The organism is Flagellimonas marinaquae (assembly GCF_023716465.1).
Taxonomy (GTDB): domain Bacteria; phylum Bacteroidota; class Bacteroidia; order Flavobacteriales; family Flavobacteriaceae; genus Flagellimonas; species Flagellimonas alginolytica.
The window spans coordinates 233828-259804 of sequence record NZ_CP092415.1; the positions used below are offsets into that span (position 1 = coordinate 233828).

The window sequence follows — 25977 nt, forward strand, 5'->3', positions numbered from 1 at the left end:
ATGTCATTTTTTCGGTCGCTATACATACATAATATTTTCTTTAGGTACATTGCCGTTCTATCCGCATGTTTTGTAATCTCTTTTTGGGTTCCTGTACTTTACCCGATAGCGTGGTTGTTGGTATATCTTTTAATGACTCTATTCTTTCTGGACCTTTATTTAATGTATGCTACAAAAAATGGTATTCGAGCCCAAAGAAATCTACCGCAGAAATTATCCAATAGCGACCAGAACAAACTGGCGGTTCAACTGACTTCCATGTTTCCTTTTAAGGCATTCGTTTCTATAATCGATGAATTACCTGTTCAGTTTCAAAAAAGGGATTTTGAACACAAAACCGAATTAATAAAAGGAGAACCTCATTTGTTTGAATATTTACTTCGCCCTGTTGAGCGCGGAGAATATGTGTTTGGCAATCTTATTGTGTTTGCTTCCTCTCCGCTTAGGATAATTAAAAGAAAGTTTGTGTTCCAAAAAGATCAGATGGTACCGGTATATCCGTCCATCATACAAATGCAGCAATACGACTTTTTGGCCACTAGCAATCGATTAACGGAGTTTGGGCTTAAAAAAATAAGACGCATTGGCCATACCCAAGAGTTTGAGCAAATCAAAGAGTACATTAAAGGGGACGATGTACGGACCATTAATTGGAAAGCCACTGCCAAAAAGAACCAATTAATGGTAAATCAGTACCAAGATGAACGATCACAGCCCATTTACTCCATTATAGATACCGGTAGGGTGATGAAAATGCCTTTTAACGGACTGAGCTTGTTGGATTATGCCATTAATTCTTCATTGGCATTTTCCAATGTCGCCCTTAAACGGAACGACAAAACAGGGTTGCTCACCTTCTCCAAAAAAATAGAGACCTTTGTCCCTGCCGTGCAGAAGCTCACCCACCTCAACACCATAATGGAGAGCTTATACAACATTTCCACCGATTTTTCAGATTCCGATTTTGGCATGTTGTATGCCCATGTTAAGCGAAAAGTGAACCAACGCAGTCTGCTCTTGCTGTACACGAATTTTGAACATATTTCTGGTCTTAAAAGGCAGTTGCCATATCTATTGGCCATTGCCAAAAAGCATGTTTTGGTAGTTATTTTCTTTGAAAATACGGAGTTGGAATCGCTTATTGCCGAAGATGCGGAAGACATCCAAGCAATCTATCATAAAACGATTGCAGAAAAGTTTTCCATAGAAAAAAGGTTGATGCAGAAAGAGCTTCAAAAATATGGTGTTCAGACCATTTTGACCAAGCCCGAGGAATTAACGGTGAACACCATCAATAAATATCTGGAAATAAAGGCCAGGGGAATTATTTAGCCGAAAGTTCTTGTCCGGATATACCCAATGTTTGCAATGCTGGCAGTTTTCCTTCCAAAACAACGAATTGGGTTTGTGGATTAAGAATTGGTCCTATTGGTGCTTTAAGGTCCCTGTGTGAATATCTTCCACGCAATCTTCTCCGATCGTCCTTTTTCGAAAATAGATCGATAGTTACACCAACGGTAACACCTCCTAAAATAGTCGCCGCCAAATCGTCGTTATCCCAGCCATTATTTTTTTGTCCTGCATCGACGGTTTCTTTTGCAAGTCCAATTAATGTACTTCCGGCCACGGAACCCACAAAGGTCCAAATCCGATTACCATCTGAAGCTTGTTTGGCGATTCCTGCCCCTGCAAGTCCAAAGAGGTTACCTCCCAAAAAATGGAGTGCTTTATCCCGCTCCACTTGCCCATGACATTGTAAAGCGAGCACAAAAAGGAATAGTGTGGGGATTAGTGTTCTCATTGCGCGGTATAAATGTATTAAAAGTTTCTATAAATATGTATCTAAAACTCTAATACTGGCACATTTCCGCTTTTGCTTCATTAAATTCAGCCATTAAATCCGCCACGATCTGTGCTGCAGGCGAAATTGCATGAATAAGTCCGGAGACTTGGCCTATTTCCAGTTCGCCCTCATCCATATCACCCTCGAACATTCCTTTTTTGGCTCTGGCCCGCCCCAATAATTCCTTCAATTCCTCCATATTTACACCTTTGGCATAGGCCTGCTGTATGTCCTGAAAAAATTTGTTTTTTAGTAAACGTACCGGTGCCAGCTCCTTTAATGTAAGTTGGGTATCGCCTTCTTTGGCCTGTACAATCATCTGTTTGAACATTTCGTGCGACGAGGCTTCGTGCGATGCTACAAACCTACTTCCCACCTGTACTCCATCGGCACCCAAAACCATAGCGGCCAACATGGCCCTACCCGTAGCTATGCCGCCGGCCGCAATAAGGGGAATTGTGATTTTTTCCTTCACTGAAGGAATAAGTACCATTGTAGTGGTTTCGTCCCGTCCATTGTGTCCTCCAGCTTCAAAACCTTCGGCAACAACAGCATCCACACCGGCTTCTTGCGCCTTAAGAGCAAACTTTACACTGCTCACTACATGTACAACAGTTATCCCTTTATCTTGAAGAAACTTGGTCCATGTTTTTGGATTGCCCGCCGAAGTAAAAACAATTTTCACGCCTTGCTCAACAATAATGTCCATCAACTTTTCAATATCCGGGTACAACATGGGCACATTCACCCCGAACGGCTTATCGGTCGCTTTTTTGCACTTTATGATATGTTCCTCCAACACTTCGGGATACATGCTCCCGGCGCCCAATAGGCCCAGTCCTCCTGCATTGGACACGGCAGAGGCCAAGCGCCAACCGCTGGCCCAAATCATGCCGCCCTGTACAATGGGATATTCTATTCCGAAAAGTTCTGTGATTCTATGTTGCATGAAGTCAGGTGTTCTGTTTTCCGACAAAATAATCAAATTTAGGCTTCCGATCAAGAAATGACACCAGAACCTATTAGTTCATCATCCAAATACCAAGCAGCAAATTGTCCTTCGGTAATGGCCGATTGTTTATCCTTAAAGTCCACAAACAATCCATTCTCTACTTTATATAGTGTAGCTTGCTGTAGGGGTTGACGATATCGGATACGGGCTCTTACCTCCATGGTCTCATCTAACTTTAGGGCTAGATCGGGCCGTACCCAATGGAGTTCGTCCTCCTTAATAAACAACGTGTTTCGGTAAAGGCCGGGGTGAGATTTGCCCTGACCGGTGTATATTATATTCTTGTCCACATCGGTGTCTATTACAAACAATGGTTCTTTTGTTCCCCCTACATTTAATCCTTTACGTTGGCCTATGGTAAAGTAATGTGCTCCTTGGTGCTCGCCGACTACTTTGCCATCTGTTTTTGAGTAGACGGGCTTTTCGGCTTGGAAAATGAGTTTATCCCTTTGGTTATTAAATTCGGGCGTATTGACCGAAAATTGTTCCGCATTGGCAGGTACTTCCACAATGACACCTTTTTTGGGTTTCAGTTTTTGTTGCAAAAATTCCGGCAAATGCACCTTTCCAATAAAACACAACCCTTGGGAATCTTTTTTATCTGCAGTGATAAGATTGTTATCCGCAGCAATTTTTCGCACTTCTGGTTTTAAAAGATCTCCGATGGGAAACAACGTTTTGGATAGTTGCTCTTGCGACAGCTGACACAGAAAGTAGGATTGGTCCTTGTTCGGGTCCTTGCCCGATAATAATTGGTAGGTTTCCGTTCCGTCTTCATTTTTAATGGTGCCTTTACGGCAATAATGTCCTGTTGCCACATAATCGGCACCCAACTGCAATGCTATGTTAAGGAACACATCGAATTTAATTTCACGATTGCACAAAACATCTGGATTTGGAGTTCTTCCCTTTTCGTATTCATTGAACATATAATCAACGATACGCTCCTTGTATTCTACACTTAAATCTACCGTCTGAAAAGGAATCCCCAACTTTTCCGCAACGATCAATGCATCATTGCTATCCTCCAACCACGGACACTCCTCGGATATGGTCACCGAGTCATCATGCCAGTTTTTCATGAACAGGCCAATAACATCATATCCCTGCTCTTTGAGCAAGTAAGCGGTCACGCTGGAATCCACCCCTCCAGAAAGTCCTACAACTACCTTTTTCATTTTTCAATTTTAAGACTACAAAAATACAAATTGATGGTCATTTAAAATGATAAATATCTCATAACACCTATTGACCCATTTCTAATCTCAGGCCAGCTCAAAACTTATTTTGTTAAATTTTTAGTCAAAAATGTTAAACAATATTGTTTATATTTTGTTTAACTATACTTTTAAATCGTTAAACAATTTTAAAACACCGACATGAAAGCATTAAAAACCCTAACACGATTATCTTTAATGTTCTTATTGCTGACCATTGTATCCTGCTCGGACGACGACGAGGGAACAATGCCAGAAGTAGAACCGACCGTAACCATTGTTGACGCTGCACAAGCTACCGCCGACCTCAGTACTTTGGTAAGTGCGCTTCAAAAGGCAGACGAAAGTGCAAACAACGATTTAGTAGCTGCTTTGAGCGGTGAAGGACCATTTACCGTATTTGCCCCGACCAATCAAGCCTTTAGCGATTTATTGGCCCAACTGGATGGATTCGACTCCTTGGACGATTTTAATTCTCAACAACTCCAAGACCTGTTGGCCGTGATTCTTACGTATCACGTTGTAGCAGATGCTGCCGTTCTATCATCAGACTTGAGTGATGGGCAGACCATAACCACCCTACAAGGCTCAACTATTCAAGTATCCACTACTGGTGGTGTATTTATTAGTGACGCTACCGATGTGGACGCCGAAGTAACCACTGCCAATGTTGAAGTGTCCAATGGTGTGGTACACATTATTGATAAAGTTCTATTGCCACAGGCCATTCTGGACGAGTTGGCAGACATTATCCTTGTGCCCATTACAGATTTGGCGATTGGCAACGAAAACTTGCAGAATTTGGTTGCTGCCTTAAGTGCCGCCAACGGAGATTTGCCTACCGTGCTTCGCGGGGATGGCCCATTTACAGTATTGGCCCCGACCGATGATGCCTTTGCCACATTCTTGGATGGTGCAGCATTGGAGGACGTGCCTGTAGAGGTACTCACCAACGTATTGTTAAACCATGTGATAAGTGGAGAAATTACTTCTACCGATCTAACTGGACTTGGTTCCGGGTATACCAGTACTTTAGCTACAGGAGCTGGTGATCAAAATGTAAGTTTGTTCTTCAACACTTCCGATGGTGTCACCTTTAATGGAGTATCTTCTGTTGTAACGCCGGATGTTAAGGCATTGAACGGAATCGTGCACGTTGTAGATGCCGTAATCGATATACCAAATATTGTTGACCATGCAGTGGCCAACCCAGGACTTTCATCTCTGGTAGGGGCCCTAACAGAAGGTGGAAACACGACCTTTACAGATTTGCTTTCTGATGAAGAAATGGATTTTACCGTATTCGCCCCAGGTAACGATGCATTTGGTGCATTTACCAATCCAAATTCCAACGATATTAATGCAATCCTGTCCAACCACGTGATTGTAGGAGCTGCTGCATTCTCGTCAGGTTTGTCCAACTCTTATGTTAACACTGCAGCTGAATTTGATACCGATGAGAACCTGAGTCTTTATATCAATACAGATGATGGTGTAACCCTGAACGGCGTAAGCAATGTTGTAATGGCAGATATCGTAGCCAGCAATGGAGTGATCCATACAGTTGACGCGGTCATAGACCTCCCAACAGTGGTTACCTTTGCGGTGGCCGATCCAACTTTTGATTCTTTACAAGCGGCATTGACCGCAGAGGGTCAGCCTGATTTTGTTGCCACACTTTCCGGGACTGGGCCATTCACGGTATTTGCTCCGACCAACGATGCCTTCCAAGCTCTATTGGACAGCAACGATATGTGGAACGAATTGGGAGATATTGATGGTGGATTATTGACCAGCGTACTGCAGCACCACGTAGTAGCCTCTGCCAATGTACGTTCTGGAGATTTGTCCGATGGCATTATGGCGACTACTTTGGAAGGAGATGACATTACCATAAACCTACCAGGTACCAGTGATAATATTGCAGATGTTACCGACGGTGCCGGAAACACGGGCATTGGAATAATCGCAGTAGATGTACAGGCCATAAACGGCGTTATCCATGCAGTGGACACTGTATTGATCCCCGATACAAACAACTAGTTTTTGATTTGATGAATTGTTGACTGAAAAGCCCCCTTGAACGATATCGAGGGGGCTTTTTATCGAGTAAGGTTTACCGTTTATCGATGACACATCAACAAAGGATTATCTGCCCACAGAAACCGGCAATTTGACAACTTTTAATTTTAATAACGTGGATAATCGTGCATCTTTGGAGTCCCAAATCTTTCCAAACTAAGCCTATCAATGGAAACTCCCCCAAGATATTCTTGAGGGAGTTTTTTTATTTGTCAAAGAGAGTCAACTAACTACCGAGGATTATCTTCTACCTGCTTTTTTCTGCTCCTCTGCCTGTTCCATCATCTCGCGCATTTTACGCTGGAACTTGTTCTCCTTTTTAGGTTTCTTTTTGTTTTCCTGGATCTGGGCATGGATCTTATCCTCGTCCAAAATGTAGTTTTTGATGGCCAACATAATAAAGATGGTAATCAAATTGGAAATGAAATAGTACAAACTCAAACCACTCGCATAGTTGTTGAAGAAGAACAACATCATAATTGGTGATAGGTACATAATAAATTTCATGTTCGGCATACCCGGTTGCTGTTGCATCTGCATACTCTGTCCAGTGGTCATCTGCATATAAAAGAAAATCGCTACGGATGCCAAAATTGGGAACAAACTCACGTGATCGCCATAAAACGGTATGGTAAAAGGTAGTTCAAAAATGGTATCGTAAGAAGAAAGGTCTTCTGCCCACAAAAACGGCTTTTGTCTTAATGCAAAAGAAGTTGGGAAAAACATGAACAAGGAGTAGAAAATAGGCAACTGCAACAAGGCTGGCACACAACCGCTCATTGGACTCACCCCTGCCTTGTTATAGACCTTCATGGTCTCTTGCTGCTTTTTCATGGCGTTGTCCTTGTATTTCTCGTTGATTTCCGAAATCTCGGGCTTCAATACCTTCATTTTGGCTTGCGACAAATAAGATTTGTACGTCACCGGAGATAGAGCCAAGCGCACTACTATGGTCATGATAATAATTGCTATACCATAAGGTAGGAACGAGCTTAAGAAAGTATAGAACGGTGTAAAGATATATCGGTTGATCCAACCAAAAATACCCCAACCAAAGGGTATGGAGTCCGCCAGTCCCAAATCCTTATAATCATCCAAGACCTTAACATCGGTTGGCCCATAATACCAATGCATATTTTGGGACAACTCCCCTCCTTTAAATTCCAAAGGCGCTTTTGTACTGTAAGATTTGGTGAAAAGTATTTCCTTGCTTTCTTCCTCGACCAAATTGGTAGAAGTTAAAGCTGCGGTTTTAAAATGGTCGTCCGTTGCCAAAATAGAGCTAAAAAAGTGTTGGCGGTACGATAACCATTTTACATCCTCCTCAGTTTCCTCATCAAAATCGCTACTTTCCGAAAGTTTGCTAATGTTACCTTCATCGTGATTGTACGTCAATCGGGTATACCGGTTCTCGTACATAACACTTTTATTATGTCGTATGCCTTTTAGGTCCCATTCCAAGGTAACTGGTTTACTTGTGTTAAAAACACCGCTCAACCCTTGCGATCTAATGGTAAAATCGACCAAATACTCGTTTGGCTTCATTTCGTACCTATACTCCAAATATTGATTATTGGCTACTTTGGCCTTCATGGACAAGACCTGGTTCTCGCCGCTCTTGGTAAGCGATGGCTCAAAGAACAAATCAGCTGTGCTGAGCGATCTATTATCCGAACTGCTAAAGTTTATCGCAAAATTGGCGTTCCCATCCTTCACCAAATACACAGGTATGGAGTCGAAAGTCACATAGTCCTTCATTTTGGCCTCTACGATCTGGCCTCCCTTATTGGAAATTTTCAGCAATAAAACCTCGTTCTCCAAGGTAGTAATGTCTTCTGCCGTTTGGGTAAACCCAAATGCGCCAACTGTATTTTTATAATCCGCCACCGCAATGGAATCGGTAAGATCGATTACCTTGGCTTTTTGCACCGGCTCTTTTTGAGCTTCATTTTCGACCTTGGCTGCCTCAGCTTCGATCTTTGCCTGTTCCGCTTTTTGAGCTTCCAACTCTTCTGGTGTTGGCTGATTTTGGTAAAACATAAAAACCAGTATCCCAAATATCAGTACAAATCCAATAATGGATTTAATATCCAGCTTCTTTTCTTCCATGAATATTATTTAGTAGAAATCTTTTGTTCGTGTATCAAATGGCAAATATATGCCCAAAACCGGGTTTTATGCCAAACTGGCATTGTTTTGTTTTTGTTTTTGGGCCAATACCGCTTTTACAAACCCAACAAACAAAGGGTGCGGGCTGGCTACGGTACTCTTATATTCGGGGTGATACTGTACCCCGACAAACCAAGGATGTGTTGGAATTTCCACAACTTCCACCAATCCTGTTTTTGGATTGAGCCCGGATGCGACCAATCCAGCTGCTTCCAATTGTTCCTTATATTGGTTGTTGAATTCATATCGGTGTCTATGCCTTTCCTCTATATCGGAAGTTCCATAGACGCTTTTAACCAAGCTACCTTCTTTTAAATGGCAGTCCCAAGCTCCCAAACGCATGGTACCTCCCATATCGGTAATGGATTTTTGTTCTTCCATTAAACTGATCACAGGATCGGGCGTTTGCTTGTTCATTTCCGTTGAATTGGCTTTTTCCAGACCAAGAACTGTTCGGGCAAATTCGATCACGGCCATTTGCATTCCCAAACAAATACCCAAGAACGGAATATTGTTTTCCCTAGCATATCTTACCGCCTTTACCTTGCCCTCTATACCGCGTTCCCCAAAACCTGGAGCCACCAAAATACCGTCCAATCCTTTTAACTTTTGAGCTACATTGCTTGGGGACAAATGCTCGGAATGAATGGATTTAACCTCAACTTTGACTTCGTTGGCGGCACCTGCATGGATAAAGGCCTCTTGAATGGATTTGTACGAGTCGGGAAGTTCCACATACTTTCCGATCAATCCGATCACTACTTTATCCTTTGGATTTTTGTGTCTGTTCAAAAACTCCTTCCATTGATCAAGATTTGGTTCTGTAGTGTTCGGCAGGGCCAACTTTTCCAATGTTACGGTATCCAAGCCTTCTTCTTGCATCAACAATGGTACATCGTAAATAGTGGATGCGTCTATGGATTGGATTACGGCCTCTTTTCTAACATTGCAGAAAAGTGCCAATTTCTCCTTGATGTCTTCAGAAATATGATGCTCTGTACGGCACACCAAAATATCAGCCTTGATTCCACTTTCCATCAAAGTTTTTACGGAGTGCTGTGTTGGTTTGGTCTTTAATTCCCCCGCGGCGGACAAAAATGGCACCAAAGTAAGATGGATCACTATACCATTATGCTCTCCCAGTTCCCAAAGTAATTGCCTAACTGCCTCAATATAGGGCAGGGATTCAATATCACCTACGGTACCTCCTATTTCGGTAATAATGATATCGTAGTCGCCACTGTTCCCCAAAATTTGGATACGCTCTTTGATCTCGTTGGTAATGTGGGGGACCACCTGCACCGTTTTACCCAAAAACTCTCCTCTACGTTCTTTTTCGATTACGCTTTGGTAAATCCTTCCTGTGGTCACGTTGTTGGCCTGTGAAGTGCGTACGTTCAAAAAACGCTCATAATGCCCAAGGTCCAAATCGGTTTCGGCACCATCGTCGGTAACATAGCATTCACCGTGTTCGTACGGATTCAATGTTCCGGGATCAACATTTATGTATGGATCTAATTTTTGGATGGTTGTTCGGTATCCCCTGGCTTGCAGTAGTTTGGCCAAGGATGCGGCAATAATTCCTTTTCCCAATGAAGAAGTAACGCCTCCCGTAACGAAAATGTACTTGGTCTCTGACATATTGATCATTCTATTACGGGGCGTAAAGTTACTAATTGCGGGACAAAAATCAGGTAGATTCTTTAGGAAAATCTTTTTGCAGTTTTCTGATGATGGGTTCCAGGTTGTTATCCTTAATGGTCAGCATGGTATTAAGGTAGTCGCCAAGTTTACCTTTGGGAAAACCTTTTTGCCTGAACCATACCAAATAGGCAAGAGGCAGATCCACCAAATATCGCCCTTTGTACTTACCAAAGGGCATTTTATAATGGGCCATTTCCAAAAGCTGTTCTGTATCGGGACGCATTTCCATATATAGGCCTAAAATACTATCTTTCCCTCAACAAATCCGAAAAATGAAACGTAGAAATTTTATTGCCACCGCAGCTGTTGGCTCTGCCGGCCTGGCCTCTGGTTCGGCCATGACCTCCGACCAAGTACTGCCCCAAACATTTAAGTTAAAACACAATATAAACCATAGTGTTTGTGAATGGTGTTTTAGCGATATTCCCTTTGAAGATTTTTTAAAGACCTTAAAGGAGCTTGGAGTAAATGCAATTGATTTGATCGGTCCGGACAGATGGCCTATTTTAAAAAAATATGACATTCACTGTTCGATGTGCAACGGTGCTGAAATAAGTTTGACGGAGGGATGGAACAACCCCAAATATCACGAACAGCTTATTAAGAATTACACCGAAATGATTCCGAAAGTTGCGGAAGCGGGCTATACCAACCTAATCTGCTTTAGTGGAAACCGAAATGGCATGAACGATTATGTCGGTCTTCAAAATTGTGTGGACGGCCTTTCACAAATTATTCCATTGGCGGAAAAACATGGCGTGATAATTCAGATGGAGCTGTTTAACCAAGTAAACCATCCAGATTATATGTGCGACAATTCACTTTGGGGCGTGGAGCTTTGCAAACATTTGGCCAGCGACAATTTTAAATTGCTGTTCGATATCTACCACATGCAAATTCAGGAAGGCGATATTATCCGAAGCATACAAAACTACCACCCCTATTTTGGGCACTACCACACGGCCGGTGTTCCAGGCAGGCACGAAATTGATGAAACCCAAGAACTCTACTACCCGGCCATTATCAAAGCCATACATGATACCGGATTTACAGGCTACGTGGCTCAAGAATTCATTGTGACATGGGAGGATAAAATTGCAGCGCTTAAAGATGCTTTTATGCGGTGCGATGTGTGACCACAATAAGACAAATAGTTTTCCAGTAAACAGTTTTTTGACCAATCGCTATTGAATTTTACAAATAGTAGCGTATTATTCCAAAAACGGACTTAGCTTTGTTTGCATACCTGAAATATATACCTCGATGTTCAGCAAAATTCTATCCCGATACAAAAGATTCCAGATAAGCAAGTCGCCCCAACTCAACTTAGTATGGGGCTTTTTTTTGTACGCATTAATAGGTTTTCTATTACTGTCAATTCCACTCTTTCATAGGACTGATGTTTCATTTTTGGATAACCTATTTATTTCAACCTCGGCCATTTCAACAACGGGGCTCGTAACGCTAAGTATTTTTGACTCCTATAATTTCTTTGGACAGTTCATTATCATGGTCCTTATTCAGTTGGGAGGGATTGGGTACATGACCTTGACCACCTACTACCTGCTCTTTACGACAAAGCGTATAACCCGATGGCACCAAAAGATCATTGGAGCAGAGTTCACCATGCCCGCCAGCATCCAAATAAAGGATTTCATTAAAAGTGTCGTTTACTTCACATTGGTTATGGAGTTTTTGGGAACCATCGCATTCTATATCGCTTTCCACCAAGAAGGAATTACAGGACTAAAAGGGGTGTGGTTCTCCTTGTTCCATAGCGTATCGTCCTTTTGCACCGCCGGTTTTAGTTTGTTCAATGATAGTTTTGAAAGTTTTTCGGCAAATACGCTGATCAACTGGACCATTTCTATTCTAGCTATCGCAGGGTCCCTAGGTTTTATTGTGATAACGGATGTTTGGTACAGAATTACCGGAAAATCAAAGAATATCACATTTACCACCAAGATTATCGTGTATGGCTTTATCCTTCTGCTGGGTATTGGCACCTTGATCTTCTATTTCAACGAACCTTATGCCCAGGTATCCGACCATCGTCTTATGAAAGCCTTTTTCCAATCAATGACTTCCATGACCACTGTGGGGTTCAATACCGTATCCATTAGTTCACTTTCTCTGCCGCTTCTCCTTTTGACCATTTTTTTGATGTATATCGGCGCATCGCCATCCGGTACCGCCGGTGGGATGAAGATAACCACATTGACCGCCATGGTAGCTATTTTAAAAAGTAGGTTGCTTGGACAGAAAAAAATCACCTTCTTAAAAAGAACCATTCCTTTGGAACGGCTTTTTGTGGCGACATCCACCTTTATCCTCTATACATCAATGATTTTCCTTTTTAGCTTTTTGCTTTCCTTTACCGAGCAATCCAGCTTTGACAAAATCCTTTTTGAGGTGGCCTCAGCGCTAGGAACCGTAGGCTTGAGCACCGGAATTACCACCGACTTGTCCGAGCTTGGGAAATCGCTAATTATCTTATTGATGTTCTTGGGCCGCGTTGGAGTCCTTACCTTTGGTTTTGCTCTGTTGATGCGAATGACAAAACAACCTTTGGAGGCTAAAAGTGAAGATCTGGCCGTGTAACTAGCGAGTGGAATCGGTCAAAAAAATGGAGATAAAACTACCTGAAAGCCCTTGGAATAAAAATCAAGGAACTACAAAAGAAAAAAGGCATCTCTACCTACGACCTCTCATACGAGTCCGTTATTTCGCGCAATCAGATAAATTCCATAGAAAAAGGGAACATCAATACCTCAATCTGTACTTTGAAGTCACTTGCAGACGCTATGGGACTTAAGGTCAAGGATTTGATTGATTTTTAAGTGCTTCCACAATCTTCTTATTCCACTCGGCTTGCTTTTCCCGGTTTCGGGAAAAATTGGTCTCCCAATCGTACCGCTCTTGGTATTCTTGTAGTTCCTTTAAAATATCCTGGTATATTTTGCGCACTTCTCCCTTAACATCATCAGAGAAAGAGGTGCGGCGCAGTTTTGCGCGCATTTTACGGGCAAAAAGTTCGGTAATATCAAAATGTAATTGCTCGTGGGCCAAGGTGTTTTCATTGCACAGCTCCGGCTTGTACCAGCTTTCGTTGGGATAAAAAAACGCATTTACCTCATAATCCAATTTAACCTCGTGGTGGAGCAAGTTGGCAGAATAGGAATAACTAATACCACTGGCGGTGGTGGCAGCCGATTCGGCTGCCGGGGGAACCTTCCCCTTAAAATCGGCCCATTTGAGCCTAATATCACTGTTCCATAGAACGCCTTCTTCGATCTCTTGTGCAAAACCCAAAAAACCAAACAGAAAAAAACATCCTATTGCAACTAGTTTATCCAATTAAAATCGATTACTTTTTCAATATCTGGGTGCAAACTGTAATGTACTGGGCAAGTGTTCGCCGTATGCATCAAAATTTTACGGTGTTTCTCAGAGATGGATGCAGGCAGATCAAACTTTACCTCGATCTTGGAGATTCTCCGTGGATTGGCCGCCATATGCTTGGTAACCTCTGCGGTAGAACCTGCTATATCAATTTCCAAATCCCTGGCTTTTATGCCCATCATCGTTATCATACAGTTCGCCAAGCCAGTAGCCACGGTATCCGTAGGGGAAAAAGCCTCTCCCTTGCCATTGTTGTCCACAGGGGCGTCGGTAATATACTCACTACCTGATCGTAAGTGTACACACGTAGTTCTAAGATTTCCGTTATAGGTTACTTTTGCTGTCATTGATTTCTACTTCTTTAATGGTAAGGTTGTCATACTCCATAATGTAACAGGCGCGGTTAAAGTACCCGGAGGTCCAATCGTTAAGATAATCAAATCCATTGCCTGCATATTCCGTTAACCCAATGTATTTTGATGTTTCAAACAAATTCTTTTTGTATGCCAGTTTCAATAACACGTCCATGGTCACATCAAATCCTCGGATGGCATACCTATCCGGTAGTAGGCCATTGTATTTTTTCATATATGCCCTAGTAAAGGTATCATCCGCAGATTCCTTGTAGAACGATGGATAGGTAAATTTTAAATTGGATAAATGTGTCTTGGAAACTGCCTCGTGCTCAAATGCCCCGTTAAAGCTTGTGGTGAACATGCGTACATTAACCTTTTCTTGCGGGTTGTTTGTTGCTGTAACCGAAGAGGTATTGGCAGAGTTTAGAATGGATGTTACACTCGCCACCATATTGGGTTGATCGGTTTCCAAAAATACCCAGTTCTCCTTTTCGTTGGACAATTGGATCAAAAACCTATCCAAGTGCAACGATTTATTATCGATCACCTTTGCGATTTGGGCAGCAGGAAACTTGCTCAAAATAGAATCGTGTGCCACTTGATGGGTAGAATCCGCAATTATGACCACATTCTCATCGGTATGGATTTTCTCCATATATGCCAGCATTTTATCCCTAAGGACTGCATCTCTGGGAACGGAGAAAAAAACATTGCTGTGACTGAGTTTACTGTCCGATGCAATAGGGGCCACTACGGGAATATTCTTGGTTTTTGCCTGCACGGCAACCTCGTCCAAAGGTCCGGCGGCCAGTGGTCCTATCACAGCATCTACCCCTGTTAAGGATTCACGGAAAAGTATTTCTTTTACTTTAGCTTGGTCCAACTGGGTATCGTAAGTTTTTACGTTGACCGATACTCCAAGTTTTTTAATGGAATCCAAAGCGACCATGGCCCCTGTGTAAAAACCAAGGCTCAATGCCAGGTCCCTTCGGTTTTTGATCAATTCTTCCGCTCTTTGGGTGTCGTTCAAGTTTACCTTGTCCAAACGAAAGGGAAGCATAAAAACCAGCTGTGGTTTATTTTCCACATTTATGCTGTCCACCAAATTGATCTTATCCAGCACTAGGGCATTTTTCACTTCTAGTCCTTCTGCTTTTTCTTTGGGCAACTTTAGTACCATTCCCGCTTTAAGACCATTTTCCAAAGCTGGGTTCAAACGGAACAGTTCTTCTCTGGTAATCTTAAGGTTCTGGGTAATTCTAAATATATTCTGTTTGGGTTTTACCTCATAAAAAACAAAGTTGTCGGTGTTCACTATACCGGCCTGAGACTTCTTTTTGGGCAAACGTACTACCATTCCCTCTTTTAGGCCTCCGGCTTTCATTATTTCCGGATTCAAGCGTACAATAGAATCCGTTGGGATACCATATTCCCTTCCAAGACTATAAAGTGTCATTTTTGGAGGTACCGTGTAAGAAGTAAAAACCTCTGTTTTCTGTTCCTTTAGGCTATCTCCTTTGGGGCGTGGCAGTTTCAACTCTTCTCCTGCTGCCAAATAATTGGTGTTCTTATCCAATTCCGGGTTTAAGACCAACAAACTATCGACACTAATTCCGTATTTGTGGGCAATGCTCCAACGTGTCTCTTTAGGTTGAACGGTGTATATTTCGAAATCCAGTTCTTTTTCCTCATTGGGGTCCACTTCTGGAAAAACAGGAATTTGAAGCACCATTCCCTTGTCCAATGTTTCCGAATACAGCCTTGTGTTATATCTTTTTAATTGTTCTTCGGTGATCTCATACTTTTGGGTCAGACCAAAAAGGGTTTCCTTTCTTCTTACCCTGTGTCGTGTAAATCGAATCGGCTTCAGCTCTTCTTGTTTTGGCTTATCTGGTTTGGCCTCGTTTTTAGTGTCTTCCGCTTTACCGTTCAAGGGTATAATAAGAATCGTGTTCTCCTTAACATCGGAAGCACTCTTGATTTCTTTATTGGCCTGTAAAATACTATAGGGCGTTACCCGATATTTTTGAGAGATGCTCTTTAGAGTCTCCCCATCCTTTACAGCATGCGTGGTATAATTTTGTGCGGAAACCGGCACCATGGCCAACAAAAGGACCATGGTAAAAACCAGTTGTAACATATATTTTTTCATTCCCATTCTATAGTTGCAGGTGGTTTGGAACTAATGTCGTACACCACTCTATTAACGCCTTTAACCTTGTTTATTATATCGTTAGAGGTCTTTTGCAAAAATTCGTAGGGCAAATTTACCCAATCGGCGGTCATCCCATCGGTGCTTTCCACCGCTCTGAGCGCCACACATTTTTCGTAGGTACGCTCATCTCCCATGACCCCTACACTATCTACGGGCAAAAGCATGGCTCCGGCCTGCCAAACCTTGTCATAAAGTCCCCATTTTTTTAATCCATCGATAAAAATAGCGTCGACCTCTTGCAAAATAGCCACTTTCTCCGGTGTAATATCCCCCAAGATACGTATTCCCAAGCCAGGACCTGGAAAAGGGTGTCTTCCCAAAATTTCTTTGGACATTCCCATACTCGCCCCAACTCTTCTCACTTCGTCCTTGAACAACATTTTTAAGGGTTCAACTACTTTTAATTTCATATAATCGGGCAATCCTCCAACATTGTGGTGGCTTTTGATCACAGCTGATGGGCCTCCACTTGCCGAAACAGATTCAATTCTGTCAGGATAAATAGTACCCTGGGCCAACCATTTTGCATTTTCCACTTTGTGGGATTCATCATCAAAGACCTCGATAAAGACCCTTCCGATGATCTTTCTCTTCTTTTCAGGGTCCGACTCGCCCTTAAGAGCATCCAAAAAACGTGCCGAAGCATCCACTCCCTTTACATTTAAGCCCATGTGCTTGTACTGGTCCAAAACACTTTCGAACTCATTTTTACGCAAGAGGCCATTGTTCACGAATATACAGTATAGATGATCTCCGATGGCCTTGTGGAGCAACATGGCCGCCACACTGGAATCTACACCGCCGGATAGTCCCAATATTACTTTTTCGTCCCCGATTTCCTCCTTTAGTTCATCCACAGTGGTTTCCACAAAAGCATCGGGAGTCCAGTCCTGTTTTAGACCAGCTATATTTACCAAAAAGTTTTCCAATAGCTTTTTTCCATCTGTTGAATGGTACACTTCCGGGTGAAACTGTATCCCGTAAGTGCTCTCCCCTCCAATCTTGTAAGCCGCATTTTCCACATCGTGGGTGCTGGCCAAAAGTACTGCTCCCTCGGGCAGTTCCTTAATGGTATCCGAGTGGCTCATCCATACTTGGCTACCTTCTTCAATTCCTTTCAAAAAATCATCGTCGGATTTAATAAAGGACAAATTGGCCCGCCCATATTCACGGGTAGCGGAAGGGGCCACGTTACCCCCATGAAAATGGGACAGATATTGTGCGCCGTAGCAAATGCCCAAAAGAGGTTTTTTTCCTTTAATTCCCGATAGATCGGGATGAGGGGCCTGTTCGGAGCGAACCGAGGACGGTGAACCGGACAATATTACCGCTTTGTAATCCGACAGATCTTCGGGCACCTTGTTATACGGTTTAATTTCTGAGTAAATGTTGAGTTCCCTGACGCGTCTTGCGATCAATTGTGTGTACTGGGAACCAAAGTCTAGGATGAGTACGTTGTTATGCATGGGCAAAAATAGCAATTTGCTTTAGTTGCAAAAGTATCTTTTAATGGATATTTGCCACAAGTTTTTTAAAGAAGTAATTCCAACGGGTTATCAACACATCCTTTGCTTTGATCGCCAGTCCAGCTTTTTCCTGCACAAAACAAAGTCTTATATAGTTTTTTTCTTAATTGATTTCATTATTTCTTTGCGATGTAAAAAAGAACTGATTATGATTAAGGGATTCATTTTTGATTTGGATGGCGTAATCACGGATACAGCAGAACTGCATTTTGCCGCTTGGAAAAAATTGTCGGACGACATGGATTGGCAATTTGATCGCGATCTCAACGAAAAATTGAGAGGGATATCCAGAATGGATTCCATTAAAGTGATCATGGACCACAACAATGTTTCGCTCAAAGAAGAAACTATTGTGGAACTGGCTACCCAAAAGAATGATATTTACGTGCAAAGTTTGGATCACATGACCCCCGAGGATTATCTACCGGGTGCCAAAGAACTTTTAACACACCTTAGGTCCGAAGGGTTTAGCGTTGCCCTCGGCAGTGCAAGTAAAAATGCAGAAAAGGTATTGAAACAACTAAATGCTACCCATTATTTTGATGTGATCGGTGATGGCAATAGTGTATCCAGAAGCAAACCAGCTCCCGACATTTTCTTGTACGCCTCCGAAAAAATGGGCCTATCGCCGGAAAGGTGTATTGTTTTTGAAGATGCCGAAAAGGGTATCGATGCTGCAAAAGCCGGTAATTTTTATAGCGTTGGCATTGGTCCCGAAGAGCGTGTCGGACATGCGGACGTTCGATTCGACACCATGAAAGAGGCCACTCTTTTTGAGGTAAAATCACATTTTAAAGATTTGTTCTGAATCGGAACCAAACATAAAGAATGCAAAAAGCCCCGGGAACCACTCCGGGGCTTTTCAATAAAATCAAAACCAACCTAAACATATGAGTTAACCAACTCAAAATTTAAATTTTCATAGCTATTTATATGTAAGGAACAACCTACCGGACAAATACCCTACCTGATGCGTAAAACTTTTTTTGAAAAAGATTGGCTTTTGTTCTACCGCGGAAGATATTTAGGGCTATTATTTGTTTTTAATTATGGTGAAATTCTGAGAAAAAGGATCTAAAGTATTCAATAGCATCGGGATGAGCTCCTCTCCCATTTCTAAATAGATCTCGGAAAAATTGAGCTGCCGTTCTTGCAACGATTGATTTGGAAATAACTCATTCTGCAACTCCGTTAATCGCGTTACGTGATCTTTTAATTTTCGTTTTTGGGCGCGTAAAAGTCGCTTTTCCAGCTTGTCCAAACCCTTTTTTTGTTTTACCTCCTGTGCTTTTACGGCTCCCAAAAAGCTCTTGTCCGTTTTGTTGGCAAGCTCGTACATTTGTTTAAATTGTTCCTCTAGCACCTTTTTTTGCGGCGAAAAATCAACATCGATATTGGAGATATCTCGTATTTTTTTGTTGATAAGGCTGTGCTGTTTCATAAATAAATGAGCTACCGTGAGTCCCATCTTTTCAATCTTGTCCGACTGTTTTTCTTTTATCAACAATGCTGAATTCCGCAGCATCAAAATAGGAAAGGTCACTCCCAGTTCATCAAAATAGGATTTAAATTCCAACCAATAGGCCAATTCTCCCCCTCCTCCGATATAACAAAGGTTGGGTAGGATAACCTCCTGATATAATGGGCGAGTGACCACGTTGGGCGAAAAACGCTCTGGATATTCTTCAAGTTCTTTTAAAATCTCCTCTGGGGTAAAATCCAACTGGGTATTGAGCACATGGTATTTCCCTTTTTTTAGAACAATTCGTTCCCGAAGATCGTCCTTTAGATAAAAATAGTTGATTTCCCTCGGATTTACTTGAATTGTGTAGTCCGCCGAAATTTTCTCCAAGTTTTTTATCGTCTTGGTAACTTTTTCGTAGGGCGTATGCTGTAATATGTCCTTTTGGACATAAGGCACCAATAACCTCTTCAAATGCTTATCGTCACCATCCACAATTACAAGACCTTCATCTCCGAACAGGGCATTGGCGAGGTATCTTGTAGCTTGGGCCAGGGTTTGGTTTTCGAGGTAAGCCTTTTGGAATAGCTCTTTTAACTTATCCGTATAACCTAAATTACCAAGTTCGGAAGCAAATATCCCGAATACCTCATCCAGACCATCTGTGGACAATCTACCTACCCCACCGGAAACATTTTTGTTCCAAAGCACCTTTTTCCCGTGTAGATTAAAATAATTGATCTCATCAAAATCGTGGTCCTCCGTTGCCATCCAATACACCGGTACAAATTGATGATCGGGAAACTGTGCATTTAGCTTTTTGGCCAGATTTATCGTCGATACAATTTTATACAGGAAGTACAAAGGACCTGTAAATAAATTTAACTGGTGACCGGTTACCACGGTAAAGGAATTTTCCTTTTGGAGAGCTAGGATATTTTTTTTTGTTGCGCCGGAAACCTCCACATTTTTGTATTGCTCGTTTAAAGATCCGACCAAAACTTTTCTGTGGGCTTTTGGGTAGTTGGCAGATTTTTCTTTAATCTGATCACTAAAGTTATCGGGTAAGGGAAATCTATTGTAGTAAGGTGCTAATTCTTTTTTTTGCTCTAGGTAATCACAAATTAATTGGGAAAAATAACCGGTTTCCTTAAAGGGTATACATTCTACTTCCATTAAAACTGAAATGAGGTGATCAAAGATAAGTCTCTTCTTTTTTACTCGTCCTAAAAATACGTTAATTGAATTTTATACAAGATTTAGTCGGCTCAAATTGATAAAATTAGGATTCTGCACCAATTTATTATTAGATTTGAGAGAACTAATTAACCCAAACATGACCCGATTTTTATTTTCTCTCCTTCTTTTAGTATCCATTTCGGTTTCCGCACAGCAATTAAAGTCTCCATCAGAATTTTTGGGGTACGAACTTGGAACCCAGTTTACCCGCCATCACGAAGTGGTGGATTACTACGAGTACTTGGCCGAATCGGAACCGGACCGAGTCAAGCTCACCGTTTATGGAAAAACCAACGAACGTAGGCCCCTTATTTTGGCTTATGTGTCCTCTGCGGAAAACATTTCCAACTTGGAAACCATTAGAAAAGAACATTTAAAAAATACAGAAGGTTCGGGAAATTCGTCCAAAGCCATTGTTTGGTTGAGCTATAATGTTCATGGCAATGAAAGTGTGAGTACCGAAGCCTCCATGAAGACGATTTATGAGCTTTTAACAAATAAAAGCAATTATTTGGAAAACACAGTGGTTATTATGGACCCCTGTATTAACCCAGATGGCCGCGACAGATACAGTAACTGGTACAACCAATATAAAAACACCCCTTTCCAAGTAGATCCCAACAGCAAGGAACACCACGAAGGTTGGTGGAGTGGTCGCAGTAACCACTATATGTTCGACCTTAACCGTGATTGGGCCTGGCTTACCCAAGTAGAGAGCCAGCAGCGATTAAAAATGTTCAACCAATGGTTGCCCCATGTTCATGTGGATTTTCACGAACAAGGCGTAAATAGTCCGTATTATTTTGCACCAGCAGCAGAACCCTACCATGAGGTAATTACCGATTTCCAACGTGATTTTCAGACGACCATAGGCAGAAACCACGCCAAATACTTTGATGCCAATGGTTGGTTCTATTTTACCAAAGAAGTATTTGATCTATTATATCCAAGCTATGGCGACACCTACCCCATGTACAACGGTTCTATTGGGATGACTTACGAACAAGGTGGAAGTGGCAGGGCCGGACTCGGAATTATTACTGCGATTGGCGACACCCTTACCCTAAAGGACAGAATTGCCCATCACCATACCACTGGACTTTCCACGATAGAGGTTTCTTCACAAAATGCAGAAAAACTAAATCAAGAGTTCAGAAAGTTCTATCAAAATAAAGATTTTAAGTACAAAAGCTACGTTCTAAAAGGCGATAAAGACAAACTTGAAGCCCTTAAATCACTTTTGGACAAACACGAAATCGAGTACGGCACCCTAAATAGCGGTTCGTTTAAGGGACATAATTATAGAACGGGAAGAAGCGGAAGTATGTCCATTAACAACAATGGTATGGTCGTCTCAACAAATCAGCTCAAAGGCACCATGGTAAAAGTACTGTTCGAACCTAATGCCAAGCTTTCGGATTCGCTTACATACGATATTACCGCTTGGTCCCTACCTTATGCTTACGGTCTGGATGCTATTGCATTAACATCTACGGTATCTGGCTCCTCCACCAGCGCCAACGATGTTGTTCAAAGTGTAACGGTAGGAGCCCCTACCAATACCTATGCTTATCTTTTTGATTGGAACAGTATGAAGGATGCACGCTTTTTAGCAGCCCTGTTAAATGAAGGTATTCGAGTTCGTAAGGCAGACCACCCTTTTAATTTGGAAGGCAAATCTTTTGATAGAGGAACTTTGATCATTACCAAAGGTGATAATGAAAATAAAAAAGACTTCGTACAAAGTCTCCTGTCCATTGCAAGAAAGCATCAAAAAAATATCACTCCCGTATCAACAGGTTACGTGGATTCCGGAAAAGATTTTGGATCATCATACATCCAAATGATTACCAAACCTAAGATTGCAGTATTGTCGGGCGGTCCAACATCTACGCTACGATTCGGTGAAATATGGCACTTTTTTGAGCAACAGCTGCATTACCCGCTTACCGTTCTGGATGATGAATATGCCAACCGAGTGAATCTGGACGAATATAGTATCCTGATCTTGCCCGATGGACGCTACGGCAACCATTTTAGTGAGGACCAACTATCCAAACTTAAAAACTGGGTCCGCAACGGAGGAAAGATCATTGCCATGGGTGGCTCCATAGATGCGCTAGATGGTGATAAGGGGTTTGGTGTAACCAAGAAAAAGTTTGAGAAAGACTCAAGCGAAAATGAACCACAACCTTACAAAGATTGGGAAAGAGAGCGAATGAAAGGAGCCATTACCGGAGCAATTTTTAAAACCAAAGTGGACAATTCCAATCCATTGGCGTATGGCTATGGGTCCGAATACTTTTCTTTAAAATTGGGAAGCAGTGCATACGAATATCTCGATGGAGGAAATGCGGTCTATTTGGAAAAAAATACAGATCCGTTTTCTGGCTTTGCCGGAATCGAAGCGCAGCAAAAAATCTCAGAAACCTTGATTTATGGCGTAGAAAATTACGGCCGTGGACAAGTAATTTATATGGTGGACAATCCGTTGTTCCGAGGATTCTGGGAAAATGGAAAGCTATTTTTTGCCAATGCCCTCTTCATGGTAGATTAAACCAAGCTTTTTACCGGCATAGAACATCCACATGCAGGGACAAAAACTATGTGAGCATATCTTTAAAATTTTGTATTTTTAATACAAAAGAAGATAGCTATGCCGTTAAAACCATCGAATCTCGCAATACGCAAGAAAATCAGTGCTTTCTTGTGCTCCGCACTTTGTACACTGGCACTCTTGGCCCCATTGGTTTCTTTTGCTTTCCAAGAAAACCAACAAACCATGGAATTTAACCAGTACAGTGGAGAGGTCAAGGACCAATCCAGTAATAAATCGTTGGTTTTTGCAACACTTGCCATAGAGGGCACCAACATAAGCACCATAACCAATACGGAGGGAAATTTCCTTTTAAAAGTTCCCAAAGAGTTCATCCATAAAAATGTGGTGGTTTCATTCTTAGGGTATAAAACCAAAAAAGTACCGATTGCCGATCTGGCGCCAGAAAAAAATGAAATCTCCCTCGAAATTTCGGTTACCCAGCTTTCGGAAATCAACATTAATGCCCCAAAAGATGCCCTGGCCCTTGTAAAAGAAACACTTAAAAACCGCGACAACCGATATTTTGATGACCCCACCTTAATGACAGCTTTTTATAGGGAAACCATAAAACGAAGAAGAAGAAATGTTTCTTTGGCTGAAGCTGTGGTCAATATTTATAAAACCCCATACAGTTCTTTTAAAGAAGACGCCGTTGAACTCTATAAAGCCAGAAAAAGTACGGATTACAGTAAACTGGACACCGTGGCACTAAAATTACAAGGTGGGCCATACAACACATTATATGTGGATATGATGAAATATCCCCAATATATCTTTTCGGAAGAAGCACTGTCCAACTACAAGTTTACATTTGATCGCTCCACAAGAATAAATGACAAAGTGATCTATGTGATCAGATTTGACCAGCACCCAGGAATCTCCGAGCCCCTTTACCAGGGTGAACTTTACATAGATGTTGAAAACAAAGTACTTACAAGTGCAATTTTTTCTTTGAATATTACAGACCGGAACAAGGCTGCCCAACTATTTGTGCGCAGAAAACCGGCAAAAGTCGATGTTTGGCCCACTGAGGTCTCCTATCGTGTGGACTATCGCGAAAAAGATGGCAAATGGTACTATGGCTATGGTAGCGTTTTTATGGAATTTAAAGTAGACTGGGAAGACAAGTGGTTTAATTCCATCTACAGCATGATGGCGGAAATGGCCATTACCGATTGGGAAAATAACCTAACGGGAAAAACACCAAGGTACCGTGAAAGAATTAAAAAATCAATTATACTCAGTGATGAGGCCTCGGGCTTTTCCGATCCAAATTTTTGGGGAGAATATAATATTATTGAACCCGAAAAATCCATTGAATCCGCCATTAAGAAAATACAGCGACAATTACGCAGGGCCGAAAGAAACAGTGAATAATTGTTACATTTCTTCCAAAATTTCTTCATTTTTGTTAAAACATAGCATAACCCATTCAAAATGTCCAAACGAAGAAACTTTTTAAAGTCCGTAACAGCATTAGGAGCCGTTTCGCTTCTGCCCCAAACGAGTTGGGCAAGTGAGACCAGATCAACTACTGTATTGCCCAAAATAAAACCCAAAAAACTAAAAATTGGCGATACCATCGGGCTTGTTGCTCCAGGTTTTGCTGTGAAACCCGAAAAACTTTACCTTACATTGGAAGTCTTGGAGAAAATGGGTTTCAAGACTTTTTACACCGAAAGAATCAAAGGTAACCATGGTTATTTTAGCGACACCGATGAAGAACGTGCCAACGATGTAAACGAAATGTTTGCCAACCCGGACGTGGATGCCATACTTTGCGCAAGGGGCGGCTATGGCTGCACTCGAATCTTGGATATGTTGGATTACGACCTTATCCGCAACAATCCAAAAATTTTAATCGGTTTTAGTGATATTACGGCCTTGATCAATACCATTTACAACAAAACAGGCCTTGTATGTTTTCACGGCCCTGTCGGGACCACGATCGATGACGAATACAGCCAAAATTATATGAAAAAGGTCCTAATGGAACCACAGGAGGTCCTACCTATAAAAAATGCCATTCTAAAAGACCCAAAACAATATCGCAACAGCGAATATTACCGATACACGATAACCAATGGAACGGCAGAAGGAGATCTTGTGGGCGGAAGCTTATCGTTGGTCGCTGCCATGATCGGCACACCTTACGAAATAGACTTTACCGACAAACTTGTGTTTCTGGAAGATGTAGAGGAAGCTCCATACCGAATGGACCGAATGCTGACCCAGCTCACACAAGTGGATTCCTTTTTAAAGGCCAAAGGCATTGTTTTTGGAGTTTGTAATGGCTGCGACCGTAAAAGAACCACGGACAATTTTACACTCAGGGAAGTAATAATGGATAGAATCGCACCTTTGGGCATACCTGCAGCCTATGGTCTGAGTTTTGGCCATGTACCACAAAATTTCACATTGCCCATTGGCACCAAAGCCTACTTTAACGCATCCAAAAAGCAAATTCGTTTGGAAGAAATAGCGGTATCCTAAATAGTTAGTATTCAATATTTAAAAATAGTTCCTTTCAAATTTTGGATTAATTCCATAACAAATGGGCATTAACGATGGTTAAGATTTCTATCTTTACGCCTTAACTATAATCATTAATTAAACATGAAAAAACTATTATTAGCTGCAATTGCCGTACTTGGATTTACTTATGCATCCCAAGCTCAAGAAGTTAGGTTTGGTGCTACAGCTGGCTACCTTAACGCCAGAGGGAGTGTTAAAGTAGATGGGATCACCGTATCCGATTCTAATTCCGGATTTTATTTGGGTGCAGTAGCTGATTTCGAAATTTCTGAAAATTTCAATATTCAGCCCGAAATTCTTTATGCCAACGTTGATGAAGCTGATGGCATCATTCTTCCTATTCTAGGTAAATTTGCAATCTCTGAAAAATTCAATATTCAAGCAGGACCACAATTGGTTTTCTCTCTTGAGGACACTCCGGACGATTTCAGCAGTGTTGAATTTGATCTAGCCGGTGGTATCGGATATGATATTGATGAAGACTTTTTTCTGGAAGCCAGATATACGTTTCAAATCAATAATTCCTATACGGGAAGTGAAGACATCAAGGTTAGAGGAAATTACCTGACCCTTGGCGTTGGATACAAGTTTTTATAATAATTACTTACCATAATAA

The 25977-nt window shown here is 41.8% G+C and carries 21 protein-coding genes; 10 read left to right on the forward strand and 11 right to left on the reverse strand.

Annotated features, from left to right (window positions below):
• A complete protein-coding gene (locus tag MJO53_RS01055) occupies positions 1-1332 on the forward strand; it encodes a DUF58 domain-containing protein (RefSeq protein ID WP_252080094.1) in 1332 nt (443 codons plus the stop codon).
• Here MJO53_RS01055 and MJO53_RS01060 read toward each other — a convergent pair.
• Genes MJO53_RS01060 through mnmA form a run of 3 tightly spaced genes read right to left on the reverse strand, consistent with a single transcriptional unit; the run spans position 1325 to position 4033 of the window.
• Positions 1325-1801 (reverse strand): hypothetical protein, encoded by a 477-nt coding sequence (locus MJO53_RS01060; RefSeq protein ID WP_252080096.1) that lies wholly within the window; start codon positions 1799-1801, stop codon positions 1325-1327. The two genes, MJO53_RS01055 and MJO53_RS01060, sit on opposite strands and share 8 nt — an antisense overlap.
• Before the next feature lie 49 nt (positions 1802-1850).
• Positions 1851-2792, reverse strand: coding sequence for an NAD(P)H-dependent flavin oxidoreductase (locus tag MJO53_RS01065; protein ID WP_252080098.1), 942 nt, complete (start codon positions 2790-2792; stop codon positions 1851-1853).
• A 50-nt stretch (positions 2793-2842) separates the two neighbouring features.
• Positions 2843-4033, reverse strand: coding sequence for a tRNA 2-thiouridine(34) synthase MnmA (gene mnmA / locus MJO53_RS01070; RefSeq protein ID WP_252080099.1), 1191 nt, complete (start codon positions 4031-4033; stop codon positions 2843-2845).
• A 201-nt stretch (positions 4034-4234) separates the two neighbouring features.
• Here mnmA and MJO53_RS01075 point away from each other — a divergent pair, with 201 nt between their 5' ends.
• Entirely contained in the window at positions 4235-6115 is a 1881-nt protein-coding gene (locus MJO53_RS01075; RefSeq protein WP_252080101.1) for a fasciclin domain-containing protein, read from the forward strand.
• Positions 6116-6394: 279 nt separating this feature from the next.
• Here MJO53_RS01075 and yidC read toward each other — a convergent pair whose 3' ends face one another.
• The 3 genes from yidC to MJO53_RS01090 all read right to left on the reverse strand — a co-directional run bounded on the left by yidC (position 6395) and on the right by MJO53_RS01090 (position 10256).
• Positions 6395-8263: a membrane protein insertase YidC gene (yidC, locus tag MJO53_RS01080; protein ID WP_252080107.1), complete on the reverse strand. Its 1869-nt coding sequence runs from the start codon at positions 8261-8263 to the stop codon at positions 6395-6397.
• A 66-nt stretch (positions 8264-8329) separates the two neighbouring features.
• Positions 8330-9964, reverse strand: a complete 1635-nt coding sequence (locus MJO53_RS01085) for a CTP synthase (RefSeq protein ID WP_252080109.1) — start codon at positions 9962-9964, stop codon at positions 8330-8332.
• A 49-nt stretch (positions 9965-10013) separates the two neighbouring features.
• A complete protein-coding gene (locus MJO53_RS01090) occupies positions 10014-10256 on the reverse strand; it encodes a DUF3820 family protein (RefSeq protein ID WP_224836473.1) in 243 nt (80 codons plus the stop codon).
• A 43-nt stretch (positions 10257-10299) separates the two neighbouring features.
• Here MJO53_RS01090 and MJO53_RS01095 point away from each other — a divergent pair, with 43 nt between their 5' ends.
• The 3 genes from MJO53_RS01095 (at position 10300) to MJO53_RS16975 (ending at position 12867) form a co-directional block, all read left to right on the forward strand.
• The gene (locus tag MJO53_RS01095; protein ID WP_252080111.1) at positions 10300-11163 is read left to right on the forward strand and encodes a hydroxypyruvate isomerase family protein; all 864 of its coding nucleotides are present in this window, start codon (positions 10300-10302) and stop codon (positions 11161-11163) included.
• Between the two features lie 127 nt (positions 11164-11290).
• Positions 11291-12628, forward strand: coding sequence for a TrkH family potassium uptake protein (locus tag MJO53_RS01100; RefSeq protein WP_224836471.1), 1338 nt, complete (start codon positions 11291-11293; stop codon positions 12626-12628).
• 89 nt (positions 12629-12717) lie between these two features.
• The gene (locus MJO53_RS16975) at positions 12718-12867 is read left to right on the forward strand and encodes a helix-turn-helix domain-containing protein (RefSeq protein WP_420485547.1); all 150 of its coding nucleotides are present in this window, start codon (positions 12718-12720) and stop codon (positions 12865-12867) included.
• Here MJO53_RS16975 and MJO53_RS01105 read toward each other — a convergent pair.
• The 4 genes from MJO53_RS01105 to guaA are packed head-to-tail and all read right to left on the reverse strand — an operon-like array spanning position 12845 to position 17466.
• Positions 12845-13384, reverse strand: coding sequence for a DUF922 domain-containing protein (locus MJO53_RS01105; RefSeq protein ID WP_252080113.1), 540 nt, complete (start codon positions 13382-13384; stop codon positions 12845-12847). The genes MJO53_RS16975 and MJO53_RS01105 overlap by 23 nt on opposite strands.
• Entirely contained in the window at positions 13372-13776 is a 405-nt protein-coding gene (locus tag MJO53_RS01110) for an OsmC family protein (protein WP_224836469.1), read from the reverse strand. Before MJO53_RS01110 ends, MJO53_RS01105 begins: the two co-directional genes overlap by 13 nt.
• A complete protein-coding gene (locus tag MJO53_RS01115) occupies positions 13754-15937 on the reverse strand; it encodes a LysM peptidoglycan-binding domain-containing protein (RefSeq protein WP_252080114.1) in 2184 nt (727 codons plus the stop codon). Before MJO53_RS01115 ends, MJO53_RS01110 begins: the two co-directional genes overlap by 23 nt.
• On the reverse strand, positions 15934-17466 hold the full coding sequence (guaA, locus tag MJO53_RS01120) for a glutamine-hydrolyzing GMP synthase (protein WP_224836467.1): 1533 nt from the start codon (positions 17464-17466) through the stop codon (positions 15934-15936). Before guaA ends, MJO53_RS01115 begins: the two co-directional genes overlap by 4 nt.
• A gap of 208 nt (positions 17467-17674) precedes the next feature.
• Here guaA and pgmB point away from each other — a divergent pair, with 208 nt between their 5' ends.
• Positions 17675-18334 carry a beta-phosphoglucomutase gene (gene pgmB / locus MJO53_RS01125; protein WP_252080115.1) on the forward strand — a complete coding sequence of 220 codons (660 nt, stop codon included), beginning with the start codon at positions 17675-17677 and terminating at the stop codon, positions 18332-18334.
• 225 nt (positions 18335-18559) lie between these two features.
• Here pgmB and bshC read toward each other — a convergent pair whose 3' ends face one another.
• Positions 18560-20164, reverse strand: coding sequence for a bacillithiol biosynthesis cysteine-adding enzyme BshC (gene bshC, locus MJO53_RS01130; protein WP_252080116.1), 1605 nt, complete (start codon positions 20162-20164; stop codon positions 18560-18562).
• 160 nt (positions 20165-20324) lie between these two features.
• Between bshC and MJO53_RS01135 the strand changes: the two genes are divergently transcribed.
• From MJO53_RS01135 to MJO53_RS01150, 4 genes are all read left to right on the forward strand, one after another.
• The gene (locus MJO53_RS01135; protein WP_252080117.1) at positions 20325-22784 is read left to right on the forward strand and encodes a M14 family metallopeptidase; all 2460 of its coding nucleotides are present in this window, start codon (positions 20325-20327) and stop codon (positions 22782-22784) included.
• A gap of 225 nt (positions 22785-23009) precedes the next feature.
• Positions 23010-24203: a carboxypeptidase-like regulatory domain-containing protein gene (locus tag MJO53_RS01140; protein WP_313791025.1), complete on the forward strand. Its 1194-nt coding sequence runs from the start codon at positions 23010-23012 to the stop codon at positions 24201-24203.
• 60 nt (positions 24204-24263) lie between these two features.
• Positions 24264-25319, forward strand: coding sequence for a S66 peptidase family protein (locus MJO53_RS01145; protein ID WP_252080119.1), 1056 nt, complete (start codon positions 24264-24266; stop codon positions 25317-25319).
• A 123-nt stretch (positions 25320-25442) separates the two neighbouring features.
• Positions 25443-25958 carry a porin family protein gene (locus MJO53_RS01150; protein ID WP_252080120.1) on the forward strand — a complete coding sequence of 172 codons (516 nt, stop codon included), beginning with the start codon at positions 25443-25445 and terminating at the stop codon, positions 25956-25958.
• Positions 25959-25977 lie beyond the last annotated feature (19 nt).